The sequence below is a fragment of the Pseudomonas syringae group sp. J309-1 genome (assembly GCF_032582135.1).
GTDB classification, from domain to species: Bacteria; Pseudomonadota; Gammaproteobacteria; order Pseudomonadales; family Pseudomonadaceae; genus Aquipseudomonas; species Aquipseudomonas quasicaspiana.
Map to the genome: position 1 here is coordinate 1 of NZ_JAWHNU010000112.1, position 5731 is coordinate 5731.

A 5731-nucleotide genomic window follows, 5' to 3' on the forward strand; every position below is an offset into this window, starting at 1 on the left:
AAAATGCCCCGCATCTTTCGATGCGGGGCATTTTCTTAAATCTGAAAGGAGTTGGCTAGGTTTTCACACAGTCTGTATGGGACCGAATTTATTCGGGAAGGCGGTATTTCAGGCGACACATAGGTTGCGATTGTACCGGCCCCTTCGCGAATGAATTCGCTCCCACACAGACTGTGTGAAAACGTAAATTCCAGCGGCTCAGAATCACCCCTTCGCCCTTCTCATCCTGAAAAACTCGCTCAGCATCGTGCCGCACTCCTCCCCCAGTACCCCGCCCTCAAACAACACACGATGGTTGAGAAAGCCCTGAGTGAAAAACTGCCCCTGGCTCTGGACAATGCCGGCCTTGGGTTCAAGTGCGCCGTACACCACGCGAGTAACACGCGAGTGAACGATCAGCCCCGCGCACATGCTGCACGGCTCAAGGGTGACGTACAGCGTACTGCCGGGCAGCCGATAATTGCTGACCGCTTGCGCCGCGGCTCGTATTGCGACCATCTCGGCATGCGCGCTGGGGTCATTGCCGCTGATAGGGCAATTGAAGCCGCGGCCAATGATCTCGCCGTCCTGCACCAGCACCGCGCCCACCGGCACCTCGCCCAGCGCAGCACCTTGAGCTGCCAACGCCAACGCTTCGCGCATGAAGTCCTGATCGCGGCTGCGATCAATAATTTGCGGCTGCCGCATCAGGAAACCTCTATTGCTGCCATAAGTCCGGTTTCCATGTGATCGATCACATGGCAGTGGAACATCCACACGCCGGGATTATCCGCCACCAGCGCCACACGTGCGCGCTCGTTCCTGCCCAGCAGGAAGGTGTCGGTGAAATACGGAATGATCTTTCTCCGGTCCGAGGCCAGCACCTTGAAGCTCATCCCGTGCAGGTGAATCGGGTGTTGGTATTGGGTCATGTTCTTGAGCTCGAAGATGTAGCTCTTGCCCAGCACCAGTTTTGCTATCGGGCGATCAGCGCAGGTCTTGTCAGTGATGTCCCAGGCTTCGCCATTGATCTGCCACAGACTCGGCGGCTTGCCATTGTCGACATTGACCGACACCGAGCCCACCCATTCAAAGTTGAAATTGAGTTTCTCGGCGTTTTCCAGATCCGGCTCGGCGATCGGATTAGCCGGCAGTTCCGGCGGCCATTCACCCGGCGCGTCGTCATTGGCGACCGAACGAAAAGTCCCCAGGCGCACCGGGCCATTTCGAAACGACAACTCCTCACCCGCTGGCGGCGCCTTGATCGCCAGACACAGGCGCATGCCCGGACCCAACCAATAATCTTTGCCCAATGGCCGAGGCTTGACCGGATTGCCATCCAGCGCATAAATCTGCGCCTCTGCATCCGGCAGATTCAGGCGATAGGTCACGGTGTTATCAAGATTCAGAATGCGCACGCGAGTGATCTGCCCGGCCGGCAATTCAATCACGCCCTGGGGAATGCCATTAATAGTAGAAAGCCGCCCCGCCGTCCCCTCACGTGCAGCCTCACGAATCACGCTGAATTCTGTAAACGCCCCTACTTCATCCACATGCCAGCTTTTCAGACTGACCGTGCGCTCATGCTTGAAACCCGTAGGCTCGCGCTCTTCGATGATCAGCGGGCCGACCAGCCCACGTCCCAGTTCTTCACTGCTGCTGACATGGGGGTGATACCAGTAGCTGCCTGCATCCGGCACCAGAAACTTGTAATCGAAATACTCGCCCGGCTTGACCGGCAGTTGCGACACATAAGGCACACCATCCATCTCTAGCGGAAGACGGATGCCGTGCCAGTGAATGGTGGTTTCAACCGGCAGGTGATTGATAAAGCGCAAGCGCAGCCACTCGCCCTGGCGCACCCGCAACTCGGTCCCCGGCGCAGATCCGCCGAAGGCCCACGCCGGAGTCTGATGCCCGGGCACTAGCTCCACATCAAGCGGCGCGGCGATCAGCTCGAAATCATGCCCCTCCCCCGGCCCACGACGACCCAGCCAATAACGCGAAGCTCCTCCCGCCCCAAGCCCAACCACGGCAAGACCGACAAGGCCACCGAGTATTTGTCGACGGGTAAAAGACATAAACGTGAACACCTCAAAAAACCAGACACGGGTCGCAGTCGAGAGTCGATGCGAGGGGCGAATACGATACACCTGCATCTGGCAAAACTTAAGTGCGGTGGTGTCGCGCGACAGAGATTGGCCCTCAGGAGCTCAACGGATCCGGCGCAACAGGCTTGATTGAAATGGATGAGTTGATCTTTTCATAAATGAACCGTACTGTACGGTTTAGAAAAAACACCACCCATTGAGGTTTATGCCCATGCGTCTTAAATTCGCTTTAGCCACCATCGCAGCGCTGTCGGTCCCCATGGCATCGGCAATGGCCGACTCGTTCTGGCGCAACGTACTAACGTCGGGGGCTACCACCGGCTCCAGCTACCTGACTTCCAAGGACAACAAGCAGATCGTCGCCACCCAGGACGATGCCAGCAGCTTTATCGCCAGTGGCGGGAGCATCCGGGGCCCGTACCTGGAAGCGGCTATCGCCAGTGCACGCGCTGAAAACCCTGAGCTGAAGGCCTCGGATATGGAGTTGGCGACTGCAATTCTCTACCAGAACTTACCGACTGACCGCTGATACTTGCTCACTGCCTGCAGATAATACCGGGGGAATATATATCCCCCGGCGTTTTCGTATGTCTGGATAAATAAATAACTAGCCGCGTCACGCTCATATCAAACAAACCTATCCATTAAAAAGCACTGCATTATCTGTAGGAGCGCGCTTGCCCGCGATAGCGTTAGAGCAGCCGACATATTTATCGACTGACACACTGAATCGCGGGCAAGCGCGCTCCTACAGATAAAAAGCACTTCAATTAGATAGTCGAAATTGTTTGGTGAGCGCGCGACTTTATTTTTCAGCCAACGTATCAACCAGACTGTCCGCCCCTCTTTCAATACCCGATTTCGCGGCAGATAAGCGGCCATACGTCGAACTGATGTCATACACCTTCGGATATTGCCGAGAGACATAGGACTCAAGGAGACGCATTGTTGATGCGTTGTAGATCTCGACCACGTAACTGACTGAGCCAGTAAACGTCCCCTTGCGATCACGTGCAGCCTGAACGAGATTATAAGAACCCATGCCGATGTCGAACCTCGAGAACGTTGCCAGCACCGGCGTCGTTGTCTCCACCCCGGTCAAGGTCAGCCGAATCCTCAGCGTATCGGGTCCAGGCGTGGACACGAATCGAAAGCGCTTGCCCAAGGCCTCGGAGAACTCGACGGTCATGTAGTTGGCCAGATCACGCTTATCCTCCGACGTAATCCCGGAAAACTGCTCATCTGCGCCGGAATAGAGTGTCACTGGCTCCAGCATGACATTCTTGTACCGACTCCAGTCCACGCGAGTTTTATACGCATACGGAACGCGATCAGACTCATCCGCCTTATTGGGTCGCATCTCTCGAGCAGACTCTATGCCTGCGTACGGAAAAGGCTCTTGAGACGCGCACCCGGCCAATGCCAGTGCCAACAGTAAAAACACACCCGCTTTGGGTTCTTTATCTGCGCACATATCTGTTTCTCCGAAGGTTAAACACGGTAAAGCGTTTAAGGGCCAGTGCTCGATTTACATATCGCAGGCGCAAAGAGTCAGCAGATTAATGCTTCTGCAAATAATCAATAAGGCCTGCGCCGTTCAATACATCTTTTAACAGTAGTTGTGATCACGCTGCGCTAATAACACCAAGAGGCAACGCCAAAGGTTGGCCTGATCAAAAGCAACCTTGATCAAGTCAGTTTGTATTGACCCGCTCACTCCGCCTATAAAGACCTACGCCAATACCCCGCTTGGTGCTGAAATCAACACCCTATCCGTCACGTCGCCCAAAACCGTACTAGCCTGTATACTTTTAGCCGCTTACCCGGTCACCGTCAACACTAAAATGTACACCAGTGTACTCTTATGGAGAAATAATGAAGGTTCGCACCGAGAGTCGACGTACCGCCATTGTAGAAACGGCTGCCAGCGTATTCCTTGAACTCGGGTACGAAGGCGCCTCCATGAAGGAGGTTTCGACGCGACTCGGAGGTTCCAAGGCCACTCTTTATGGCTACTTCGCATCCAAGGAGGCACTCTTCGTCGCCGTCGTTCAGATGTACGCCACCTCGCACTTGTACAACGCCGTGGCGGACCTGACAGCAAAATCGGATACCGGCATTACGCTCGAACAGAAGCTTCTGGAATTCGGGCGTCAGATGTTAATGATCGTCACGAACGACTCGACCGCCATCAAGGTTTACCGGATGGTGCTCGCAGAATCGGGTCGCTCGGACATCGGCAAGCTGTTTTACGAATCAGGCCCAAGCCAGGGAATCGACGCGCTCGCTTCGCTCATGTCTGCTGCTATCGAAAGCGGTGAAATAAGACCGGGCAATCCAAGGGTCAGGGCGAAACAGTTTCTTTCGCTGATTACATCCGAGCCCGAAGAGCGGCTTTTCCAACAGAACCCGGCGCCCATGACCCACGCTGAAATAGAAGAAATGGTGACAACAGCCGTAGACATGTTTCTCAAAGGTGCCGCACCTCGCTAATGCGGCGCGAGCTTGAAGAGCCCGCATCGACCGCATTACTCGAACGGCTCTTCACCCTCCAGTTTTGTGCGATGCATCATGCGTGAGCAGCCCGGATCGTAAGCCTCCGCGCGATGCATGGTGCCGGTGTTGTCCCAGATCACCAGATCCCCCACCTGCCATTCATGGCTATAACTGAAAGGCTCCGCAGTCGCCCACTCCCGAAGGCCAACCAGAATTTGCGCGCTTTGCGCAACACTCAAGCCGGTGACCTGCAGCGCCGTGCAGCCGAGAATCAACGACTTGCGCCCAGAGCGATGCTTCCATACCAGCGGTAATTCTTTCTCACCGATGGCCTGCATCGCCTGCAGCTTCTTCAGACTGGGTTCCGGCTCGTAATACAGCAACGACGCCCAGGGCGCGTGAATGACCCGCATCTCCTCGTAGCGTTGCTTGTCAGATTCGGACAGCGCTTCGTAAGCAGCGTAGGTATTACAGAAACCCGTATTGCCACCCCACGTCGCCGTCACCTTACAAGACAGCAACGAAGCCAGAATCGGCGACTCGTTGGGCGTGCCGTCGATGTGCCAATACAGTGACCCTTTGAGAAACTCGGCACCGGCCGGGTTTTCCTTCGCATCCAGAGTGATCTTGGTGACGCCTTGACCATCGCTGATCTCCGGCGAGAAAACCCCAAGCGTTTGTGTGAACGCTATCTGCTCGGCATCAGTGAAGCTGACCTGCGGAAAAACCAGCACGCCACGCTCGGCCAATAGATCGCGTATTTCACTGGCCAGTCCGCCAGACAGCAAATCATCCTTGCCATTGAGAACACGACTGCCGATTAACGGTTTGATCGACGCGTGAGCCAGAGAAGCGCTTCTATTGGGTGTCATGACTGCTTCCTCTCTATAAGTGAACACGACTGTACGCTTATAGAAATGGGAACTCAATAGGCTTGTCGGGGGGAGACTGCGCAGCTCGTCGGTATCGGATGAAATTTCGCGGTCTCAAGAAGCAGAAAGCCCGCGAGGATGCGGGCTTTCTGATGCGGCGTTGAACAGCTCAGCCGTGAATTCGTCATGTGTTCAACGTAAGCGCTCCATAAACCCCACATTCAAAGCGCATAACTGATCCCGGATGCTGTGCTCCCGATTCCCTCAGGAGCC

6 protein-coding genes are annotated in these 5731 nt (G+C 55.4%); 2 read left to right on the plus strand and 4 right to left on the minus strand.

Translation table 11 applies throughout. The annotated features are described in order from the left end of the window. Window positions 1-204: 204 nt before the first annotated feature. Both tadA and RX972_RS28895 read right to left on the minus strand, forming a co-directional pair. Entirely contained in the window at window positions 205-687 is a 483-nt protein-coding gene (tadA, locus tag RX972_RS28890) for a tRNA adenosine(34) deaminase TadA (protein WP_027902587.1), read from the minus strand. Beyond that, on the minus strand, window positions 687-2060 hold the full coding sequence (locus RX972_RS28895; protein ID WP_027902586.1) for a multicopper oxidase family protein: 1374 nt from the start codon (window positions 2058-2060) through the stop codon (window positions 687-689). Before RX972_RS28895 ends, tadA begins: the two co-directional genes overlap by 1 nt. Window positions 2061-2301: 241 nt before the next feature. On the opposite strand from RX972_RS28895, the gene RX972_RS28900 reads away from it, so the two are divergent. After that, window positions 2302-2619: a DUF2388 domain-containing protein gene (locus tag RX972_RS28900; RefSeq protein WP_099267638.1), complete on the plus strand. Its 318-nt coding sequence runs from the start codon at window positions 2302-2304 to the stop codon at window positions 2617-2619. A 276-nt stretch (window positions 2620-2895) separates the two neighbouring features. On the opposite strand, the gene RX972_RS28905 is transcribed toward RX972_RS28900, so the two are convergent. Further along, window positions 2896-3564, minus strand: a complete 669-nt coding sequence (locus tag RX972_RS28905; protein WP_099267637.1) for a DUF3313 domain-containing protein — start codon at window positions 3562-3564, stop codon at window positions 2896-2898. A 401-nt stretch (window positions 3565-3965) separates the two neighbouring features. Here RX972_RS28905 and RX972_RS28910 point away from each other — a divergent pair, with 401 nt between their 5' ends. Beyond that, entirely contained in the window at window positions 3966-4583 is a 618-nt protein-coding gene (locus RX972_RS28910; RefSeq protein WP_122707849.1) for a TetR/AcrR family transcriptional regulator, read from the plus strand. Window positions 4584-4618: 35 nt separating this feature from the next. On the opposite strand, the gene RX972_RS28915 is transcribed toward RX972_RS28910, so the two are convergent. Further along, on the minus strand, window positions 4619-5458 hold the full coding sequence (locus RX972_RS28915; protein WP_316880691.1) for a TauD/TfdA family dioxygenase: 840 nt from the start codon (window positions 5456-5458) through the stop codon (window positions 4619-4621). Window positions 5459-5731 lie beyond the last annotated feature (273 nt).